The organism is Williamsia sp. Y721, assembly GCF_059683565.1.
In genome coordinates this window covers 942,226-962,452 of record NZ_JCASNH010000001.1, presented here as the reverse complement: position 1 = coordinate 962,452, position 20,227 = coordinate 942,226, and the positions used below count along the sequence as shown (strand labels likewise).

Here is a 20,227-nt window from a genome sequence, read left to right as displayed (position 1 = left end):
GCAACGTGTGGAAATGACTGGAGCGGGTGGGTTTGTGGGTGGTCCACAGTTCGCTCATCCATCCACAGACGCTGCGCTAAGACGATTCTCGGCGTGCGTCGCACTGTCGCCGTTGCCGAAGATCCACACATGGACTTCACACCCAGCCCGGACGGCTTGATCCGACGCAGCGATCAGGTCCGTACCGGAGATCGTGGCGATCCCGAACTTCGGCGCGCACACCGGCATGGCTCACTGGAGCGCATCACCCGCGGTGTTTACCGCCCGACAACCATCGCTACCGACGCGGCGAACTCGTCGTATGACGAGAAGTATCGCCAACTCGTCATCGCAATTGCCGGACGGTCGAAGGAGCGCGTGGTGAGCCACACCTCCGCGGCGGCGATTCACAGGTTGAACGTGCTTGCACCTGAACAAGATCGTGTTCACTTCTATGTGAAGGCGGGTGGACGCCGCACGCGGCAACTGCACCTCCACGAAGGACCGCTGACACTCTCGGACGTCACAGTGGTCGACGGCGTGCTCCTGACCAAGCTTGCACTGACTGCCTGCGACATAGCTCGCCAGGGCACCTTTGCCCAGGCGGTAGTCGTCCTTGATCACGCATTACGCCTTGGTGTCTCCCATGCCGAGTTGCGGTCGATAGCCGACCGAGCGGGGAAGACGACAGGGATCGCGACACTTCGGCGCTCGCTCGAGGTTGCGGATGGGGATGCCGAGTCGGTGGGCGAATCCCTGAGTCGGGCACTGATGATCGAGTGGTGTGAGATACCGGTTCCAGCTCTGCAGACCGAGTATCGAGACGCCGAGGGACGGTTGGTCGCCCGCGTCGACTTCGACTGGGACGGAAAGGTGGTCGGAGAGTTCGACGGGCGTGTCAAGTACGAGAAACACAGACGCCCCGGCGAATCGGTGGCGGATGCGGTGATCAGGGAGAAGCGCCGCGAGGACCGGCTACGGGAGGAAGGCCTGCTGGTCATCCGGTGGGTGTGGGATGACTTCCGGAACCCTGAGCAGCTGCGGGCCCGGATCCGCAAGATACTCACCATCGCCGACGTCATCTGACGAACAAATCCACCCATTCCAGCCATTTCCACACGTTGCAACGTGTGGAAATGGCTGGAATGGGTGGGTTTGTGGCGCAGTTTATTTGATCGACGACGGATGTTTGGCGAGTGCCGTGACGTCGACGGTCATGTATGGGAACAGCGGGAGGTTCCACAGCAGGTCGTGGAGTTCGTCCGGGGTCTCGACGTCAAAGATGCTGACGTTGCTGTACTTTCCGGCGATCCGCCAGATGTGTATCCACTTGCCCTGACGCTGCAGATCCTGCGAGTACGCCTTCTCTTTGGCGAGTGTCTGCTCCCTGACCTCGGGATCGAGGTCGCGGGGGATGTCGACGTCCATGCGTACATGGAAAAGTGCCATTGCTGTGTACCTTTCGGATTCTTGCTGATCAGTCCCGGGTCAATTTCTCGACCATGTCCATATCGAGTTCCACACCGAGCCCCGGGCCCTCCGGCAACCGGACCTGGCCGTCGCCGTATCGCAACGGTTCCTGCAGGATGTCAACGGCGAAGAGCAACGGCCCGAAAAGTTCGGTCCCGAAGTTGATGCCTGGCTCACTGCAGGCGAAGTGGATCGATGCCGCGGTTCCGATCGGTCCTTCGATTGACGTCGCCCCGTGGCAGGCGATGCCGGCAGCCTTGGCGATGGCAGCGATTTCGCGGCTGCGCGCCAGGCCTCCACACTTGGTGGTCTTGATGGCGATGACGTCGGCGGCACCGAGCCGGACCACTTCGAGTGCGTCATGCGGCGTACTGACGCTCTCGTCGGCCATGATCGGTATCGGCAGAAGATGATTCAGTTCGGCGAGCACGTCGATCTGCTCCCCCGGCGTCGGCTGCTCGATGAGTTCGACACCGCCGTCGGCCAGGCGCGGCAGATACTTCAAGGCGGTGAACCGATCCCAGCGAGCGTTCACGTCGACGCGCACGCCGGCTCGCCCGCCGAGCCCGTCGACGATGTCGAGGATCCGCCGGGCGTCGACCTCGGGTTCGAGTGCGCCCATTTTCAACTTGAAGCTGAAATGCATTCGGGTGTCGAGCTTTTCCGTGGCCTCCTCGACGATCTCGGTGACGGGCGCGGCACCGAGCGCCCACGTCACGTCGACACTGTTGCGGAAGGCACCGCCGAGCAGTGTGTGGACCGGAACCCCGAGACACCGCGCCCATGCATCGTGCAACGCGATCTCGACCGAGGCTTTGGCGAACCGTGCATTCGCCACCACCCGCTCGATGTCGAGCATGATCTTGGTCAGGTCATCGACGGTGCGGCCCAACAGAATCGGGGTGATGTACTTCTCGACGATGACCTGCATGGTCTCGACCGATTCACCGCCCCACCACGGACCGCCCGGGACAACACCTTCGCCGTGGCCGACCACACCGCCGTCGGTCTTGATCGACACCAGCAGGATCGGCTGGGCGTCCATCGAGGTGGTCGCGAATTTGTGACTGCGGACCAGGGGGACGTCGATGATCCGGGTTGCGACCTCGACAATCTTCAGATCAGGCACTGGGCGCTACTTTCCCGCCGGATCGAGCGCAAAGTCGTAGTCGACGTGGTTCTTGCCGTCGTCACCGAGGGTCGGCGACAGGATCAACTCGGGCTTGGTGGCCGATGCGACGTCGCTGTCGATCCATTCTCCGCCGTCGAAGTAGAGCTGGGTGGTGACGGACTCTTTGCCCGGGGCCGAGACGATCAGGTGCAGGTGCGCCGGACGCCACGGGTGACCATTCTGGGCCAGGACGAATGCACCGGTCGGCCCATCGGTCGGAATCTGGTACGGCGCAGGCTGAATCGTGGTGATCTCGTAGCGTCCTTCGGCGTCGGTGATGATCTTGCCGCGCAGATTCCACTGCGGCAGGTGATCGGCGAACTGCGAATAGTAGCCGTCTGCGTCGGCGTGCCAGAGTTCGATGATCGCGCCGTCGATGCCCTTGCCATCGAGATCGGTGACCTGACCGCCGAACACCAGGAGCGTCTGCTCGCGGTCCACATCACGCATCGGCAGGGTGCAGACCGAGGGCAGTTCCGGAGCATCCGCGACGTAGTAGGGACCCTCGATGCTGCCCTTGGTGCCCTTGCGGCTGCGGGCCAGCACCTCCTCGACGGCGTGCTCGATGAAGACGTCGAGGAACAGGGGCCATTCGCCGCCCTCACCGACATCGATCAGCCATTGCTTGAGCACGCGGTACTCGGGATAGGTGACGTTGTGGTCGAGGATGACTTTGTGCAGGGCCGACAGCGCATCCTTGGCGATCGCGGCAACCCGCTCGGGTGAGGTGTCGGCACTGACCCGCTCGTTCTTGAACTTGTCGGTGGCGGCGGTGCCGGAACCGACCGCGGACGGGCTGTTGAAATCGGTGGTTGTCATGAGGGTCTCCCAGGTCGCAGACTTTGTGTGTACGCATTGCGTACGTCTGGATCGCATTGCGTACTCACACTGTGCGACCAATCACACCGGCTTGTCAAGTACCTCCCCGACCACTCCGCCCATCGGATGTCGAAATGCCGCCCCGCCGGCCGCAACAACGGCCGCGCCGTTGCGCTACTTCTCGGTGTGCGAATCCCTGCGACCGCGCTGACTTCGGAAGCGTTCAGCTGCGACGGGTGGTCGGGGCGAGGCGGGCCATCCCACGAAGGATCCACGGTGTCCGCCTCGCCATCATCCCCACGGCCAGGTCCGTTCGGCGCATCGCGAGACGAGGGCCGGGGGTCGAGGCGGACGCGAGTGCGGCCTCGGCCGATCTCTTCCGCGCATCATGCCGATCGACCGCCAGGAGTTGCCACATGCCGGGCACGCCACGCAACTCGACGCTGCCGCGGTCCTCGAAGCCTGTGCCCGAGCCGACGACCAGGTCGCGGACGGTGCCCGAGACGAGGATGTCCCCGGCACCGGCCTGGCCGAGGATCCGCGCCGCGATGTGTACGGCGAGTCCCCCGATGTCGTTGTCGAGCAGTTCGCACTCGCCGGTGTGGATTCCCGCGCGGATCTCGATGCCCAGCGTCTCGGCGTCAGAACGCAATGCCTCGGCACACCGAATTGCCTGCGTTGGACCGTCGAACGTGGCGAGGTGCCCGTCGCCGGTGTTCTTGACCAGCGTGCCGCCGAAACGTTGGGTGACCGCGGCGGTGATCTCACCAAAGCGCGCCAGCACCGCCCGCCACCGCTCGTCACCCGCTGCCGCAGCGTGTCGGGTCGAGGCAACCATGTCGGTGAACAACACGGTGCGCAGCGCGCGATGGGATTGAGCAGGCGCGGCATGGCTACCGGTGAGGAACTCCTCGATCGCGGCCAAGATCCTGTCGGGACCGGTGATCCAGGGCGCGTGGTCCATGCCGTCGACTTCGAGCCACCGCGCCTGCGGGATGTGGTCGGCGAGATAGCGGCCGCATTGCACCGGCATACAGTCCTCGCGCGCATGAATGACCAAGGAAGGCACGGTGATCGTCGGCAGGATGGTGCGGATATCGATCCGGAAAGCCGCTTCGGCCGTTGCCCGCACCATCCCGGGGCTTGCGCTCATCCGCTCGAACATTGCGAGCTGGCGTATCGACCGGACTGACGGGAACATGCACTTGGCTGCCGCACCGGTGCCCCACTCCGAGCGGGTCGCGCGTCCCATTTTTTGAAGGCGGACGATCTGCTCGGTCGACGGAAGGTAGTCCGCACCGGTCCCGGATAAATCCTCACCGGCGTCGACAACGAAGCGCTTCCGCACCTCCGCCGGATCTCGATCGAGGTCGTCCCAACCGGTTGCCATGAACGGGTAAGCGCCGTAGAGGATCAACGCCCGTGTTCGCTCTGGCCGTTTTGCCGCGAACAGGATGGAGGCCGTGCCTCCCTCGCTCATACCGAATACGGCGGCCTTTCCGAAGCCGGCGGCGTCCATGACGGCCTCGATCTCCGTCACCCGATCATCCAATGTACGAACTTTCGCCACCGGATCCGACAGCCCAACCCCTGCCTTGTCAAACAGTAGGACGCGACAGAACGTGGCGAGTTGGTCGAAGAAGGCCTTGAATTCGGGCAGAGTCCAGAACAGCTCGATATGGCTGACGAAAGGCCCGACAAAGACGAGGTCGACGGGTCCATCGCCGAACACCTGGTAAGCCAGACTCAGATCGCCGCAGGGCGCGTACGAGGTTTCTGGCACGGCCTTGATCCTACGGTCTCCACACGCTACAGACAACGATACGAAACCGGTTCGGCACCAGTATCGAACGAGTATCGACAACCTTCGCGATTCCTATCGAAGCACTCAAAAGCGTTGCGAAGCACCAATATTGGAGGTAGATAAACCATGAACGACCACAGCGCCTAACGCACCATCCGCACAGCCAGATCGCCGTACGCCTCACCCAGCGCCACCGGATCGCGATGACTCCGGGTCGGGAACCATCGGCACACATCGACACACAACGACGACAACGCCAGGACCGCATCGCCGGCAGCAGCGACGGTGAACTCCCCCGAGTCGACACCGCGGCGCACGATCGCCGCGAGTACCTCCGAGGTGTCGCGGCGGATGGCAGTGATCGTCAGATAGTGCTCGCGAGTGAGTTCGTGCAGTTCGTACTGCACCACCTTCGCCAGTTCGTGGTGCTCGGCCTGCCATCGCGCGAACTCGCCCACCACAGCCCGGAGCCGATCACTGTCAGACAAAACAGGCTCGTCAACCGCGCGCAACGCGGCCAGCACACCGCGGTGCCCCTCCAGCGAGATCGCGTACAGCAGTTCTTCTTTCGACCCGAAGTGCGGGTACATCGCCGCAGGACTCATGCCGAGGCGCTTGGCGATCTCACGGGTCGACGTGCCGGCGTAGCCCAGCTCGGCGAACGAGGCGATGGCCGCCTGACGGATCCGTTCCGCCGCAGCCGAGCCGCGTGTGTTCGTCACAGCCATCTGGCGACCTCGCTCCCCCGATCGTGCCCGGTTGACCCGATCGCACCGTCGAGGGCATCATAAGCGAACGCTTAGTAAATAAGCGATCGCTTGGTTTGAAGGAGTCCCATGGCCGCCCCACTGTCCCGTCGCGACGTCGAGTTCATGCTCTACGAATGGCTCGATGTCGAGAAGCTGACAAACCGTGACCGGTTCGCAGAGCATTCCCGGGAGACCTTCGACGCAATCCTCGAACTCAGCGAAAACCTCGCCACCAAGCGCTTTGCCCCGGTCAACAAACTCGGCGACCAGAACGAACCGTTCATCGGGGACGACGGCAAGGTCGTGCTCCCCGACGGGATCGGGGCCGGCATCGACGAGTTCGTCAAGGCCGGACTGCTGACGGGCTCGTTCGATGAATCGCTGGGCGGCATGCAGCTGCCCACTGTTGTCAACAGGGCGGCGATGGCGTGGTTCCAGGCCGCCAACGCAGCGATGTCGTCGTACACGTTCCTCACCGTCGGCAACGCGAACCTCATCGCCGAATACGGCTCCCCCGACCAGATCGACACCTGGGTGCGACCCATGGTCGAAGGCCGATTCTTCGGCACGATGTGCCTGTCCGAGCCGCAGGCCGGATCGTCGCTCGCCGACATCACGACCAAGGCCGAACCGATGTCCGACGGCTCCTACCGGATCACCGGGACCAAGATGTGGATCTCGGCAGGCGATCACGAATTGTCCGAGAACATCGTCCACCTGGTTCTTGCCAAAGCGCCCGGCGGTGGCCAAGGGGTCAAGGGGATCTCCCTGTTCATCGTGCCCAAATACTTGGCCGATGGCAGCCGCAACGACGTTGCGCTCGTCGGCCTCAACCACAAGATGGGCAACCGCGCGACCACGAATGCCCTGCTGAACTTCGGCGACGGAACCCACTCTCCCGGACCGGAATCGGGCGCGGTGGGCTATCTCGTCGGCGCGGAGCACCGCGGCCTGTCGTATATGTTCAAAATGATGAACGAGGCCCGGATCGGGGTCGGCTTCCTCGCCACCTCACTGGGTTACGCCGGCTATCTCGCCTCGCTCGAATACGCCAAGGTGCGCGCACAGGGCCGACCGGTCGACCAGAAGGATCCGGCGTCGCGGCCCGTCCCGATCATCGAGCACGCCGACGTCAAGCGGATGTTGCTGGCCCAAAAGTCTTATGTCGAAGGCGCTCTCGCGCTTGGCCTGTACTGCAGCAAACTGGTCGACGAGCAGACCACCAGCACCGGCGACGACCGGGATCGCGCCGGCCTTCTTCTCGACGTCCTGACCCCGATCGCGAAGAGCTGGCCGTCCCAGTGGTGCCTGGAGGCGAACAGCCTGGCAATCCAGGTCCTCGGCGGCTACGGCTACACCAAAGAATTCGACGTCGAGCAGTACTACCGCGACAACCGGCTGAACCCGATCCACGAAGGTGCGCACGGCATCCACGGGCTCGACCTCCTCGGCCGCAAGGTCGTCATGCAAGGTGGCGCCGGACTCACCCAGCTCGCCGAGACCATCGGCGAGACCATCAGCCGTGCCACCGACAACGATGCCGCCGCCGTGTACGCGGCAGACCTTCGAACCGCCCTTGACCAGCTGGTCACCACAACCACAACCGTCTGGTCGTCGGGCGATCCGGCACTCGCGCTGGCCAACGCAACCGCCTACCTCGAGGCCGCCGGTCACATCGTCATCGCCTGGATGTGGCTCGAACAGCTACTCGCGGTCGATACCAAGGCCGGCGACTTCTACGACGGCAAACGCGCTGCGGCCCAATACTTCTTCCGCTACGAGCTGCCCAAGACCGCCGCGCAGCTGTCGCTGGTCGCCGCGCTCGACCGCACCACCCTCGATGCCCGGCCGGACTGGTTCTGACGGGCGATCGGGCACAGATGTCAATCCGGTGACCCACCGGGAAGTCGAGAGTTACAGGAGCACAATGCGTTACGTTGCAGTCGGAGACAGTTTCACCGAGGGAGTCGGCGACGAACCCGACGGCGTCAACCCGCGCGGGTGGGCAGATCTCGTCGCAGCGGGTCTTGCCGCGGAACACGGCAGCGTCGACTACGCGAATCTCGCTATCAGAGGTCGCCTGCTCGCGCCCATTGCCACCGACCAGATCGACGCGGCGCTGTCGATGAACCCGCTGCCGACGCTGCTCACGTTCAACGGTGGCGGCAACGACATGCTGCGCCGCGGCAGCGACCTCCCCGGCCTCATCGAACTGACCCGCACCGCAGTGCGGCGGTGCCGCGATGCCGGGATCGAGGTCGTCCTGCTCGCCGGCGCCGACCCGTCCGATGGGCTGCCGATGCGCGAGAAGATCCGCGGTCGCGGCGAGTACCTCACCACCGAGGTCGCCGCCCTTGCCCACGCAGAAGGCATCACGTTTGTGGACATGTTCCACGACAGCGAGATCCGCCGCGCGGTCTATTGGTCCGACGATCGTCTGCACCTGAACCCGATCGGACATCAACGGGTCGCCGCCCACATCCTTCGCGCGCTCGGTGTCCACACGATCCCGATCCCCGACCGACCCACCGACGCCGACAAGCGACGGGTCATCGAGAACATGCGCTTCGTCCGCTCCCACCTGGCGCCGTGGGCGATCAGACGGCTGCGCGGCCGGTCCTCTGGCGACAATCGCGCCGCCAAACACCCCACCTGGGTGCGGGTGAACGCGTCCGACGTCCACTCGTCCGGCGAAGGTGCCAACACACCCTGATTCACCAAACGCGAGGTTTCCCTGCCGGCCAGATCAGATTCAGCGCCCACCCGGTAGCTCTCGGCGATGGCGTGACTCAGCCGCCGCGGGGGTGACACCGCCTTCGAACCGGTAGCGACCACATGATCGACCATCGAACGGATCTTCTCGACGTCGGTACGGCGCCCACTCTCGACGTCGGTACGGTTGGCCAATCTCATCGAACTGAACTCAACTCCAGCGCCTGAATTGAGCGCGAGTGTCCGAAATGCACCCGGGGTGACGGCGCCGAGACGCGGGCCCGAAATCAACACTCACGCGTTCATATGAGCGCTGGTGATTTGCGCTCTCACCGAGATCGGCCGCCCATACGCTCCGCCGGTGAAGATCCTGGTTGTAGTACTCGCAACGTTGCTCATGGTCGCCGGCACGGGGGTGGCAACCGCCGATGCCCGAGGGCCCGACTACGTGGCGCTCGGCGACTCGCGGGCCGCCGCGCCGACGTGGATGTCGGTTCTGATCGGCGACCATTGCGGCCGGACCGCAGATGCATATCCGGTGAAGGTGGCCGCCGTGATGGGCCTCACTTACCGCTCGGTGGCCTGCGTCGGCGCCACCTCCGCCAACGTCCTCGAAGGGCAGCAGATGCTCGCGGTTCGGCCGCTGCCGCCGCAAGTCGATGCGCTGTCGAAGACCACGAAACTCGTCACGCTGTCGATCGGGGGCAACGACATCGACTGGTGGGGGTTGATCTCATCCTGTTTCCCGTCGTTGCCCATTGCAGACGCACGCTGCCGCACGAGCGCCGCTGTCGGCGCGGCGATCGACACGAAACTTGCGGCACTGCCGGCCAAGCTCGATGCAGTACTGACCGAGATCAGCCGCCGGTCGCCGAAGGCTCGCGTTGTCGTCGTTGGCCATGGCGGCTATTTCGGATACTTCGGACCGCGGGGGTGCGTGCCGCAGGCGAACATCTCGGCCGCCGATTCGACGTTCGTCGGCAGGTTCTTCGAGCGATTCGACGGTGTGTTGTCGTCGGCCGCGCAGAGGGCCGCCGCGACCCATGTCGACATCGTGGCGGCAGCGGTCGGTCATGACGTGTGCACCGGGGCGAAGAGATGGTTCGAAGGGAACGCACCCCGATCAGCGACCCAGGTCCGGCACCCGACACCGTTGGGATCGTCGAACATGGCCCGGCTGATCGTCGCCCAACTCGATTCGACGATGTAGGTACGCCCGAGTTTCCCTGACCGGTCGGGTTGCCAGAGTTCCCAAGGCCCTGCGAACGACACCTTTGCCGACGAACAATGAAGGGTGTCCAGCCCTCAACGGGAGGACCGGATACCGCATAGGAGGCACTGATGAAGGCGCTTGTGTATCACGGACCCGGCAAGAAATCGTGGGACGACGTCCCGAACCCGACAATCAAACACCCAACCGATGTCATCGTGAAAATCGATACGACCACGATTTGCGGCACGGACCTCCACATTCTCAAGGGCGACGTGCCGGCGGTCGTCGAGGGACGCATTCTCGGCCATGAAGGCGTGGGCACCATCACCGAGATCGGCGACGCGGTGACCACACTGAACGTGGGCGACCACGTCATCCTGTCGTGCGTGAGCGCCTGCGGACGGTGCAGCTTCTGCAAGAACGGCGTGTACTCCCACTGCCAGGCCGACGAGGGGGCGCCGGGGATCGGCTGGATCTTCGGGCATCTCATCGACGGAACGCAGGCCGAATACGTCCGGGTGCCGTTCGCCGAGACCTCGGTATACAAGCTGCCCGACGGCGTCAGCGCCGCCGAAGGCGTGCTGTTGTCGGACATCCTGCCCACCGGCCACGAGATCGGCGTGCAGTACGGCCGGGTGAAGCCCGGCGACGTGGTGGCCGTGGTCGGCGCCGGCCCGGTCGGCCTGGCTGCAATGCTCACCGCAGGCCTCTACGGTCCCTCCCGGATCATCGCAATCGACCTCGATGCCAATCGCGTTGCCGAGGCGAAGAAGTTCGGGGCAACCGACGGGGTGGTGTCGTCGGACGGGGACTGGAAAGAACAGGTCGTCGCGCTCACAGACGGACTCGGGGTCGACGTCGCGATCGAAGCCGTCGGTATCCCTGCCACCTTCACGATGTGCCTCGACATCGTGCGCCCGGCAGGCACCGTCGCCAACGTCGGCGTGCACGGCACCGGGGTGAACCTCCCGCTCGACACCCTGTGGATTTCGAATATCGCCATCTCGATGGGGTTGGTCAACACCAACACCACCGACACACTGTTGAAGATGGTCGCCTCGAAGAAGCTCGATGCGACACCGTTTGTCTCCCACACGTTCGCACTGAACGACATCCTCGAGGCTTACGACATCTTCGGCCGGGCCGCGGAGACGAAAGCACTGAAAGTGGTACTGACCGCCTGAGCCCACCACCCAGCCCACAACAAAAAATGCGATCGGACTGTCGCATTGTGACAACGCCTTGTCACGCCTTCTGAGTGAAAGGGATCAACCACACGGTCAGGAGCATCGCCATGCACATCGCCAAAAACGACATCCCGGTCAAGATCGACGTCCCCGGAGCCAGGGCCCGCCAGTTGCCCGACTTCGGTACAGCGACGTCCGGCGCAATCGGCGCGGAGTACTTCAGCCTCGGCGCCGGGACCGACATCGCGCCACTGTTGCACGGTCTGGACAACGACGCCTGCCATGCCCCGCACTGGGGCTACATCATCTCGGGCGAGCTGGTCGTCAGCTTCACCGACAACACCAGCGAGACCTGTGTCGGCGGTGATCTCTACCACTGGCCGGCCGGGCACTCCGTTCGGGTCGTCACGGACACCGAGCTGGTGATGTTCAGTCCCCAGGTCGAGCACGGTGCGGTGATGGACCACATGCTCACCAAGCTCACGGGTGCAACGCCGTAGCCCGCAACCCGTTCAGCGAGTCACGGTCCAGGTGATCGGGACCACCGGGTCGGGAGCGTAACTGCAGCAGCTCCCCGTCCGGACGGTTCGCTTGAGATGCTCCCCGAGCACCTGATCGTGCTCGGCGAGTCGGTCGAGCGCATAGCGCAGCGATCGGGTGACGCTGGTCCGCGCACGCTCGGCGGCACCTCCGGTGCCGCGTAGTCGGCCACCGAGACCAACGGCACCTCTGAGTTCGGAGAGCAGGAACTCGCGATCACGGCTCGCGAGATCGGCACGGGCGATGTCGTTGTTGCCCTGCGCTTCCGCTATGTCCTCATCCACTTCGTGGAGTCTGCGTCGATACGCCGCGCGCGACTGCTCATCAATCGTCGGGATCGGGTCGGCGACCTCATGTCCGCCGCACAGGTCGAGTGCCTTCACCTCGTGTCCCGGCCGGGCGAGCAGCACTGCGAGGTACTGCAGACCTTTGAGGTCGGCCAGCACGATCTCGATCGCGCGAAAGGTGAAGTGCCACTGGTCGCCCGTCCGCGCCATCGAAGCGACAAGCGACGTCGGCTGCAGCGGGGATGCAGTTGTGTCGGCGAGGAGCGCGGCGACCTCCGCGGCGCGGCGTACTGCGCCGAACGAGATGAACTCGTCATGTGCGGCCTGCCAGTCCAGACGACTCCGCGCAGAGTTGCCGGCCGCGGCGTACGCAGAGCCCAGCACCACCCGGGCAGAGGCCGCCTCATACGACGCATCCAACTCACACCATTGCACCACCGCCGAAGTCGCCTCAGTGCTGGCCGACGCCGGGTCGCCGGCCAGCAGATGTGCCCGCGCAGTGGCCACAGCAGCGACTGCCGCGAGGCCAGGACTGGCGAATCGCGCTGCGATGCCGCGAAGATCCGCCGCGGCGTCACGGGCGGCCGCGGCGTCGCCACATCTGGCAGCGATCTCTGACTGAGCGTCGAGTAGTGGCACCAGGCGCAGGTCGCCGAACGGTGGACGTTCCTTCCACGGCAGGTCGGGCGGGTTGCTGACCGCGTCGGCGATCAGCCTCGCCGCGGTGGCCAGGTCACCCTGTTCCATCCGCAACAGAGCGATGCCTGGAAGTGACGGCCAAGCCCGTCGGTGCGCTTGCATGAACGCGTCCTCCGCACCGTCGAGATCGCCCAGTCGGAGCCGAATATTGCCGAGTTCCACCAGGGGCCAGCCGAACTCACGGCGCATCCATGGCCGCAACTCGTCACAGGCGGTCATGGCCTCGAGCTCTGCCGCAGGTCCCGGCCCACTGACGCGCAGGAGTTCGGCGCGGTGCACACGACACCGGCCATGGAGCCCACCGTAGGCATGCCCGTGACGCCAGTGCTCCATGACATCGGTCCATTCGCGTGCCCGATCGTAGGCAAACAACCCCTGCGCGGCGCACACCAACTCGCAGTAGAGCATCCCAGTGGTGAAGTGATCGACGGCACCGGACATGAGCCGTAGCGCCACATCGTCAAGCGCCGCGAGACCCTCATCGACTCTGCCGTCGCTGATGATCAAGCGTGCAGTCGCGACCTGTCCCAGAACAGTTGCCGACGGAACACCCAGTTGCGCACCGAGTTCCATCGCACGACCCGCCTGCCGCCGGGCCCCTTCGGGGTCACCGCACATGAACCGCTCGTAGGTTCGGACCATCGCGAGCAACGCGTGCGCCGGCAACTCGGCCGCATCGCCGAGTTCGTGGTCGGCACGTGCCACCCATCCGCGGACCGGGGCCATCAGCCCGGTATCGACCAAGAGGTGGAGCGCGACATTCGCTGCGGCCCAGGCAGCGGACACGTGGTCGCCCGCCGCCCGCTGCCGGTCGTACAGCGATTCCCACACGGCCACAGCGACTTCGAACTCACCATTGCCATAATGCGCCACCGCGAGGAGCTCAGCGGCTTCCGGCGAGTCGTCCCCCTCGACCAGAGCCAGGGCACCGACCCAGTCTTCGCACGCCAACGCCGCCCGGGCGTCGGCCAGACGAGTCATCATCTCAGTATTGCAAGAATGCGATATCCGATTGAGTGAACGCACAAATGTTCGCTCGACCCCGCGCGACGAGGTGACCGGTGTTGTCACCCGGTCCCAGACTGCCGGCGATCTTCTCGCCGAGAACCTGCCCATACACAACGATCCACCTACAGACGAATCGTCTTTGAGTAGGTGGATCGTAGGTCTTGCCTCAACGGTGGAGCTAAGGGGATTCGAACCCCTGACCCCCACACTGCCAGTGTGGTGCGCTACCAGCTGCGCCATAGCCCCGTATTCGGTTTTCGCAAGCTTTGCGGTTAATTTCTCCGCTCTGCTTGCTCGACCGAAATTACACCATCAGCGTGAGCCCGACCAAATCCGCTCGTCGGCGGGACCCGGTCGGGCCTCACCCGCTCAGCCGTTGTCGGAGCTGATCAGCTGTTCGACCCATTCCGGTCCACTGGTGACCGTGACCTGCTTGCCGTCACGGAGCACGCTGGGTGTGCCCACCTGGCCGCCGAGTGCGTCGGACAGCTCTTCCTGCGACTGCTTGGCAGAAGCCTGCGCAGCGGCCACCTCAGCGCCGTCTGCGATGCACTGCTGCGTTGCCTCACTGGCGCCGACGTCCTTTGCGTAAGCGGCCAACGCCTGATTGTCGTGGTCGACGTCACCTTCGACAGGCTGCTCCTGAAAGAGCTTCGAATGGAAGGCCAACTGGACGTTCTGGTCCTCACCGTCCGCCACACACTTCATCGCACCCGCGGCGCGCGAGCTGTAGTCACCCGATCCGGATCGCTTGTCCAGGAAATTCAGCATGTGATAGCGGACCTGCAGCTGGCCGCTGTTGATCGCATCGGTCAGCGCCGGACCCGACGACTCCTCCAGATTGCGGCAGGCGGGGCACTGGAAGTCCTCGAACAAATCGATGGTTGTCGGCGCCGTCGCCTCGCCCGCGGTGAAGGTGGCACTCGTGGCCAGGGCATTGACGTCCGCAGTTCCGCTGTCGCGATTGCTGTTCCAGATGATCCCGCCGATCACCACGGCGGCGATGACCACCACGGCCAGTCCGGCCAAGATGTACGTCGTGGTGCTCGACTGTGCACGGGGCTGGTATTTACCGCTCGACACCTTGGGCACCGACTGCTTCTTCTTGTTGCTCACTTTGTCCTCACCGAACCGATTCACACCGACTGAAGTCATCGCGCGACACACGCGCATCGCCTACCAGGGTATCGAGCGATGCCTGAGAACAATCTGAGCAGATCCGCCGATGGCCCGGCGTACGATCGCGAGGTGTCGCCGCGTATACCTCCGCATGAGCCACCCCATCCGCCCCAATCCGGGCGCAGCGAGGCCACTCACACCCATGCCAACGTCGCAGGCGGACGCCTGCGCGCCGCCACGTTCGGTGCGATGGACGGCCTGGTCACCAACATCAGCCTGGTCGCGGGCGTCGGTGCGGCCGGAGCCTCGGGCCACACGATCATCCTCAGCGGTGTGTCCGGCCTTGCGGCAGGCGCCTTCTCGATGGCGCTGGGTGAATACACCTCGGTGACCACCCAGAACGAACAGATCGACGCCGAAGTCGCGGTCGAACGCCGCGAGCTCGCCAAACACCCCGAAGCCGAACTGAACGAACTGATCGAGACGTTTGTCGACATGGGGATGAGCGAGCACACCGCACAAGCCGCCGCAACCGAGGTCCACGAAGACACCGAGCGGGCCGTGTATCTGCACTTGACCCACGAGCTCGGCGTCGACCCTGAGGAAAAGCCGTCGCCGATTGTCGCGGCCGTCTCGTCGTTCGCGATGTTCTCGGTCGGTGCGGTAGTCCCGCTGATCACCTACCTGCTGGGGTTCGAGTCACTGACCGCCGCCCTCGTGGTCGGCGCGATCGGACTGCTCCTGGCAGGTGGAATTGCCGCACAGTTCACCAATCAGCCGATCTGGAAAGGTGCGCTGCGACAACTTGCCTTCGGCGTGATCGCCGCCGCTGCAACCTATCTCGTCGGCTATCTGATCGGAGTCCCGGCATCCGGCTGATCCGGGGGCACCGGCTCAGCCAAGGACACCATCGACAAGTTCCTGCGCCTGCGCCTGCACTTGCGCCAAATGCTCTGGCCCGTTGAATGATTCGGCATAGATCTTGTAGACGTCCTCGGTACCCGAGGGCCGCGCGGCGAACCAGGCATTCTCGGTGGTCACTTTCAACCCACCGATCTTTGCCCCGTTACCCGGCGCCTCGGTGAGGATCGCGGTGATCGGCTCACCGGCGAGTTCGGTCGCGGTGACCTGATCCGCCGACAGCTTCGCCAGCGTGGCCTTCTGCTGCCGGTCGGCCGGAGCATCGATGCGCGCATAGGACGGCGAACCACCATGCTGCTGCGCCAATTCCGCGTAACGCTGCGAGGGCGTCTTACCGGTCACCGCAAGGATCTCCGAGGCCAGCAGGGCCAAGATGATGCCGTCTTTGTCGGTGGTCCAGACGGTGCCGTCGGTGCGCAGGAACGATGCCCCGGCACTCTCCTCACCACCGAAACCGACCGAGCCGTCGAGGAGTCCGGGCACAAACCACTTGAATCCGACCGGCACCTCGATCAGGTTCCGTCCGATACCGGCAACGACGCGGTCGATCATCGATGATGACACCAGCGTCTTGCCAACCGCTGCACTCGGCGACCACCCACCGCGGTGGGTGAACAGGTAGTCGATGGCAACGGCCAGGAAGTGATTCGGATTCATCAGCCCACCGTCCGGGGTCACGATGCCGTGCCGGTCGGAGTCGGCATCGTTACCGGTGGCGATGTCGTACTGATCGCGCGCACCGATCAGCGAGGCCATCGCGTTCGGTGAGCTGCAATCCATCCGGATCTTGCCGTCGGTGTCGAGGGTCATGAATGAAAATGCCGGATCCACAGAGGGATTGACCACGGTCAGGTTCGTCAGCGAGTAGCGTTGGCCGATCTCCCCCCAGTACCCGACCGAGGCGCCGCCGAGTGGGTCGGCACCGATCCGGACACCTGCGCTCCGGATGGCCGCCATGTCGATCACCGACGCGAGGTCGTCGACGTACGCGGCCAGGTAGTCGTAGGTCCCGAAGAACTCCGATTTCTGGGCGGCCTCGAAGGGGATCCGTTTCACACCGGACAATCCGCTGCGGAGCAGCTCGTTGGCGCGGGCGGCGACCACGCTGGTGATGTCGGTGTCCGCCGGGCCACCGTTGGGTGGGTTGTATTTGAAGCCGCCGTCACGGGGCGGATTGTGCGACGGGGTGACGACGATGCCGTCGGCCTGCGGGCCACTGCCCCGATTGTGGGTCAGGATCGCGTGGCTCACCGCGGGCGTCGGAGTGAAGCCGTCTCGGCTGTCGACCAGGACCCGGACACCGGCGGCAACCAGGACCTCGATCGCGCTCTGCCAGGCAGGGAGTGAGAGGGCGTGGGTGTCGCGGCCGATGAACAGTGGTCCGGTGATGCCGGCGCCGGCCCGGTACTCGACGATGGCCTGCGTGGTCGCCACGATGTGATCTTCGTTGAACGCGTTGTCCAAACTCGATCCTCGATGGCCGGAGGTGCCGAAAACCACTTGCTGCAAAGGGTTTTCAGGATCTGGTTTGCCGGAATAGTAGGCATCGATCACAGCCGACACATCGATCAGATCTTCCGGCAACGCCACGGTTCCCGCGCGCGGATGAGCCATTGGTCTTCCTTCCGGTTGTGCTGCAGCGGGCCGGCGAACCGTCTGCTGCGTCCTGGCGACTTCGACTGGACGTCCTGAATTCTGCCACCGATCGTCATTCGGGGCCCGACGAGCGGGCTACACTCCACCGTAGAAATGTCGCGCTCCGTAGAACCTGGAACCGACGAAACCTCGGTTGGGGGACGGAGGGAGCATCGTGCGTGTTCGGAAACCGGTGAGACGGCGAATCCTGCGGAGCTTTGCCGCCGTTGCACTCACCACCACGGCAGTCGTCGGCTTCTCCGTGGCTCCGGCCGGCGCGGCACCCTTCATGCCCGCCCCCAACAGCGACCCGTTCTATGCCGCGCCCGGCAATCTGGACTCGGCGGCCAACGGACAGGTACTCAAGGTGCAGAACCTGAGCAGTCCGTTCCCTGGGTCCACCGCCCAGAAGATCCAGTTCCGGACCACCAACTCCGCCGGTGACCCGATCGCCGCGGTGACGACGATCCTCGTCCCCGACGGCGGCAGTCGCCACGACCTGCTCTCCTACCAGCCGTTCACCAACTCCCTCGGCCTCCAATGCGCCCCGTCGCACCAGCTGTTCTCCGGCGGGCTGCAAGAACAACCGCTGATCGCTCTGGCCCTGGCCCGGGGTGTTGCGGTCAACGTGCCCGACCACCTGGGTCCCACCAGCGCGTACGGTGCGGCGAGGCTCGGCGGCACCATCACTCTTGATTCCATCCGCGCGGTGCAGTCCGACGCCCGAGTCCGCGTCGGCAGGACCCCGGCGGTGCTCGCCGGATATTCCGGTGGCGCGATGGCCAGCGGGTTCGCCGCGGCCCTGGCGCCGACCTACGCCCCCGAACTGAACCTCGTCGGACTCTCCGCCGGCGGGACCCCGGTCAACCTCGACTCCATCGCCCGAACCCTCGGCATCACCGCCAACCCGCTGTTCGGGCTGGGTTTTGCCGCATCGGTCGGCCTGGAACGCGAATACCCGGCAGAACTCCCCCTGTCCCGACAACTGAACGGACGGGGTGTGGCATTGGCCGACCAGATCCGCAATTCCTGCACGCAGCAGATCATCGACGCCGGCGCCAACCTCAGGATCTCCGACGTCGTGACCGGCGGTCGCCTGTCCGATGACCCGGCAGGCACCGCCGCCCTGAACCAGAACAGCTTGCAGGTGTCGCCCGAGGCGCCGCGGATCCCCGTGCTGCTGTATCAAGGCGCCGACGACCAACTCACCCCCACCTCACAGGTTCTCGCCACCGCCGCGAAGTGGTGTGGCCAGGGCACCCGGGTGCAGACGCTCATCCTGCCCGGCGACCACGGGTCGACCATCGCAACGGGTGTGCCGTTTGCGTTGGCGTTCATCAACGATCGACTGACGGGCGCGCCCGCACCGAGCACGTGCTGATCCCCGGCCGAAATCCGAAGGCGTCGGTCCTGGTGCTGCCGGGCGGCACCGACTCGTCCCACGAGCCGTACAGCCGCAAACAACCTGCGGCGTTGCGCATGTACCCGTTCACGTTGTCGCTCACCGCGCTGCCGGATGTGGCCGTCCGCCAAGCCGTGTACGAGGTGTACGGCTGGAACGGCGACGAGAACAGCCCCATGGCCAGGGCCCAGCAGGCACTCGACCGTCTGCTGCAGGCCGCACCCGACGCCCCGGTGATCGTCGTCGGGCATTCGATGGGTGGCCGGGTGGCCGCTCGACTGGCCGCCGACAAACGGGTGGCCGGAGTACTCGCGCTGGCACCGTGGTGGCAGCACGCCGATTGGCGCTACATCAACATCGACGCGAAAGTGCTTGCGCTACACGGAACCGCGGACATCCGAACGTATCCGAGCCGCACCGTCAAGGGTATCGCCGAACTGCAGGAACGCGGCGTGGATGCGACCTATGTGCCGATCGAGGGCGGCGGCCATGCCCTCCTCGACCATGTCTGGACCTGGCAGTCCACGGCCGTCCGATTCGTCCGCAGCTTCCTCTAGCCGCGAATTCGCGCCACCTACAGCGAAACGCGCCGGTTGCAACCGACGCGTTTCGAGGTAAGCGGCGCGAATTTCCGCAGCGAGCGGGGTCAGCCGATGGGTCAGCCGATGTAATCGAAGGTGTCGGGGTTGGGGCCGTTGCGGCCGTCCTCACCCTTGTCGAGTGCGGTGATTGCACTGATGGCGTCGTTGTCGAGTTCGAAATCGAAGATCGCGAAGTTCTCTTCGACGCGCTTTGCCGTGACCGACTTCGGGAAGATGATGTCGCCGCGCTGGATGTGCCAGCGCAGGACCACCTGTGCGGTCGACTTCCCGATCTTGTTCGCGATCTCGGTGATCACCGGATCGTCGAGAACTTTGCCCTGGGCGATGGGCGACCACGCCTCGGTCGCGATGCCGTGATATTTGCCGTACTGCCGGGCGACCTCGTTGGTGAAGTACGGATGCACCTCGATCTGGTTGACCGCGGGCACCAGCGACGTCTCGGCGGCCAACCGGTCGAGATGATCCGGTTGGAAGTTCGAGACACCAACAGACTTCGAGCGGCCGTCCTTGGCGAACTCGATGAGGGTCTTCCAGGTCGACACGTAGTCGCCGCCGTACTGGGTCGGCAGCGGCCAGTGGATCAGGAACAGGTCGATCTGCTCGAGTCCGAGGTCTTTGAGCGTGGTGTCGAAGGCCTTGCGGGCCGCATCGGGCTCATGGAACGTGTTGTTGAGCTTGCTGGTCACGAAGATCTCGTCACGGGCGATCCCGGACGCCCGGATCCCTTCGCCGACCTCTTTCTCGTTGCCGTACATCTCCGCGGTGTCGATGTGGCGGTAGCCGACCTCGAGTGCGGTCCGCACCGCGTCGGCGGTGTCTTCCGGCTTGATCTGGAACACGCCGAACCCGAGCTGCGGGATGGTGTTTCCGTTGTTGAGTGTGATGTTCGGAACCTGGGTCATCATCGTCC

General features: G+C 64.7%; 18 protein-coding genes and 1 tRNA gene. 9 read left to right on the top strand and 10 right to left on the bottom strand.

The window, feature by feature from the left end; all coding sequences use genetic code 11:
* The first annotated feature begins 93 nt into the window (after window positions 1-93).
* Window positions 94-1,065, top strand: coding sequence for a hypothetical protein (locus AC56PL_RS04135; RefSeq protein WP_495515116.1), 972 nt, complete (start codon window positions 94-96; stop codon window positions 1,063-1,065).
* An 81-nt stretch (window positions 1,066-1,146) separates the two neighbouring features.
* On the opposite strand, the gene catC is transcribed toward AC56PL_RS04135, so the two are convergent.
* The 5 genes from catC to AC56PL_RS04110 all read right to left on the bottom strand — a co-directional run bounded on the left by catC (window position 1,147) and on the right by AC56PL_RS04110 (window position 5,971).
* Entirely contained in the window at window positions 1,147-1,428 is a 282-nt protein-coding gene (gene catC / locus AC56PL_RS04130; RefSeq protein WP_497153067.1) for a muconolactone Delta-isomerase, read from the bottom strand.
* 28 nt (window positions 1,429-1,456) lie between these two features.
* Window positions 1,457-2,578, bottom strand: coding sequence for a muconate/chloromuconate family cycloisomerase (locus AC56PL_RS04125; RefSeq protein WP_497153066.1), 1,122 nt, complete (start codon window positions 2,576-2,578; stop codon window positions 1,457-1,459).
* A 6-nt stretch (window positions 2,579-2,584) separates the two neighbouring features.
* Window positions 2,585-3,439: a catechol 1,2-dioxygenase gene (gene catA / locus AC56PL_RS04120; protein ID WP_495515113.1), complete on the bottom strand. Its 855-nt coding sequence runs from the start codon at window positions 3,437-3,439 to the stop codon at window positions 2,585-2,587.
* A 223-nt stretch (window positions 3,440-3,662) separates the two neighbouring features.
* A complete protein-coding gene (locus AC56PL_RS04115) occupies window positions 3,663-5,222 on the bottom strand; it encodes an alpha/beta fold hydrolase (protein WP_495515112.1) in 1,560 nt (519 codons plus the stop codon).
* Between the two features lie 164 nt (window positions 5,223-5,386).
* Entirely contained in the window at window positions 5,387-5,971 is a 585-nt protein-coding gene (locus AC56PL_RS04110; RefSeq protein WP_495515111.1) for a TetR-type transcription factor C-terminal domain-containing protein, read from the bottom strand.
* Window positions 5,972-6,079: 108 nt separating this feature from the next.
* Here AC56PL_RS04110 and AC56PL_RS04105 point away from each other — a divergent pair, with 108 nt between their 5' ends.
* The 5 genes from AC56PL_RS04105 to AC56PL_RS04085 all read left to right on the top strand — a co-directional run bounded on the left by AC56PL_RS04105 (window position 6,080) and on the right by AC56PL_RS04085 (window position 11,604).
* Window positions 6,080-7,855 (top strand): acyl-CoA dehydrogenase, encoded by a 1,776-nt coding sequence (locus AC56PL_RS04105; RefSeq protein WP_497153065.1) that lies wholly within the window; start codon window positions 6,080-6,082, stop codon window positions 7,853-7,855.
* 64 nt (window positions 7,856-7,919) lie between these two features.
* Window positions 7,920-8,705 carry an SGNH/GDSL hydrolase family protein gene (locus AC56PL_RS04100; RefSeq protein ID WP_497153064.1) on the top strand — a complete coding sequence of 262 codons (786 nt, stop codon included), beginning with the start codon at window positions 7,920-7,922 and terminating at the stop codon, window positions 8,703-8,705.
* Window positions 8,706-9,065: 360 nt separating this feature from the next.
* Window positions 9,066-9,914, top strand: a complete 849-nt coding sequence (locus AC56PL_RS04095; protein WP_497153063.1) for an SGNH/GDSL hydrolase family protein — start codon at window positions 9,066-9,068, stop codon at window positions 9,912-9,914.
* Window positions 9,915-10,045: 131 nt separating this feature from the next.
* Window positions 10,046-11,101, top strand: a complete 1,056-nt coding sequence (locus AC56PL_RS04090; protein WP_497153062.1) for a zinc-dependent alcohol dehydrogenase family protein — start codon at window positions 10,046-10,048, stop codon at window positions 11,099-11,101.
* A gap of 110 nt (window positions 11,102-11,211) precedes the next feature.
* Entirely contained in the window at window positions 11,212-11,604 is a 393-nt protein-coding gene (locus AC56PL_RS04085) for a cupin domain-containing protein (protein ID WP_495515106.1), read from the top strand.
* A gap of 12 nt (window positions 11,605-11,616) precedes the next feature.
* Here the strand turns inward: AC56PL_RS04085 and AC56PL_RS04080 are convergent, their stop codons facing one another.
* From AC56PL_RS04080 to AC56PL_RS04070, 3 genes are all read right to left on the bottom strand, one after another.
* Window positions 11,617-13,614 carry a hypothetical protein gene (locus tag AC56PL_RS04080; protein WP_497153061.1) on the bottom strand — a complete coding sequence of 666 codons (1,998 nt, stop codon included), beginning with the start codon at window positions 13,612-13,614 and terminating at the stop codon, window positions 11,617-11,619.
* Window positions 13,615-13,811: 197 nt separating this feature from the next.
* Window positions 13,812-13,884 (bottom strand) — tRNA-Ala (locus AC56PL_RS04075).
* A 123-nt stretch (window positions 13,885-14,007) separates the two neighbouring features.
* Window positions 14,008-14,754 carry a DsbA family protein gene (locus AC56PL_RS04070; RefSeq protein ID WP_497153060.1) on the bottom strand — a complete coding sequence of 249 codons (747 nt, stop codon included), beginning with the start codon at window positions 14,752-14,754 and terminating at the stop codon, window positions 14,008-14,010.
* 78 nt (window positions 14,755-14,832) lie between these two features.
* On the opposite strand from AC56PL_RS04070, the gene AC56PL_RS04065 reads away from it, so the two are divergent.
* The gene (locus tag AC56PL_RS04065) at window positions 14,833-15,636 is read left to right on the top strand and encodes a VIT1/CCC1 transporter family protein (RefSeq protein WP_495515103.1); all 804 of its coding nucleotides are present in this window, start codon (window positions 14,833-14,835) and stop codon (window positions 15,634-15,636) included.
* Window positions 15,637-15,651: 15 nt separating this feature from the next.
* On the opposite strand, the gene pgm is transcribed toward AC56PL_RS04065, so the two are convergent.
* Window positions 15,652-17,292: a phosphoglucomutase (alpha-D-glucose-1,6-bisphosphate-dependent) gene (pgm, locus tag AC56PL_RS04060; protein ID WP_497153059.1), complete on the bottom strand. Its 1,641-nt coding sequence runs from the start codon at window positions 17,290-17,292 to the stop codon at window positions 15,652-15,654.
* A gap of 214 nt (window positions 17,293-17,506) precedes the next feature.
* Between pgm and AC56PL_RS04055 the strand changes: the two genes are divergently transcribed.
* Both AC56PL_RS04055 and AC56PL_RS04050 read left to right on the top strand, forming a co-directional pair.
* Window positions 17,507-18,694, top strand: coding sequence for a lipase family protein (locus tag AC56PL_RS04055; protein WP_497153058.1), 1,188 nt, complete (start codon window positions 17,507-17,509; stop codon window positions 18,692-18,694).
* On the top strand, window positions 18,688-19,272 hold the full coding sequence (locus AC56PL_RS04050; RefSeq protein WP_497153057.1) for an alpha/beta hydrolase: 585 nt from the start codon (window positions 18,688-18,690) through the stop codon (window positions 19,270-19,272). Before AC56PL_RS04055 ends, AC56PL_RS04050 begins: the two co-directional genes overlap by 7 nt.
* Window positions 19,273-19,373: 101 nt before the next feature.
* Here the strand turns inward: AC56PL_RS04050 and AC56PL_RS04045 are convergent, their stop codons facing one another.
* Window positions 19,374-20,219, bottom strand: coding sequence for an aldo/keto reductase (locus AC56PL_RS04045; protein ID WP_497153559.1), 846 nt, complete (start codon window positions 20,217-20,219; stop codon window positions 19,374-19,376).
* Window positions 20,220-20,227 lie beyond the last annotated feature (8 nt).